This window comes from Synechococcus sp. CCY 9618 (genome assembly GCF_019038415.1).
Taxonomy (GTDB): Bacteria; Cyanobacteriota; Cyanobacteriia; order PCC-6307; family Cyanobiaceae; genus Cyanobium.
Map to the genome: position 1 here is coordinate 1 of NZ_JAFKRG010000092.1, position 216 is coordinate 216.

Annotated in this window: 1 pseudogene; it reads left to right on the plus strand. The window is 62.5% G+C overall.

What is annotated here, in order from left to right:
- Positions 1–216, plus strand: a pseudogene (locus tag KUG41_RS16225) (photosystem II q(b) protein); the annotation flags it as partial.

The window sequence follows — 216 nt, forward strand, 5'->3', positions numbered from 1 at the left end:
CCAGCGCCGTGTTCCTGATCTACCCCTTCGGTCAGGGTTCCTTCTCCGACGGCATGCCCCTCGGCATCAGCGGCACCTTCAACTACATGCTGGTGTTCCAGGCTGAGCACAACATCCTGATGCACCCCTTCCACATGCTGGGTGTGGCGGGTGTGTTCGGTGGCTCCCTGTTCTCCGCCATGCACGGTTCGCTGGTGACCTCCTCCCTGGTGCGTG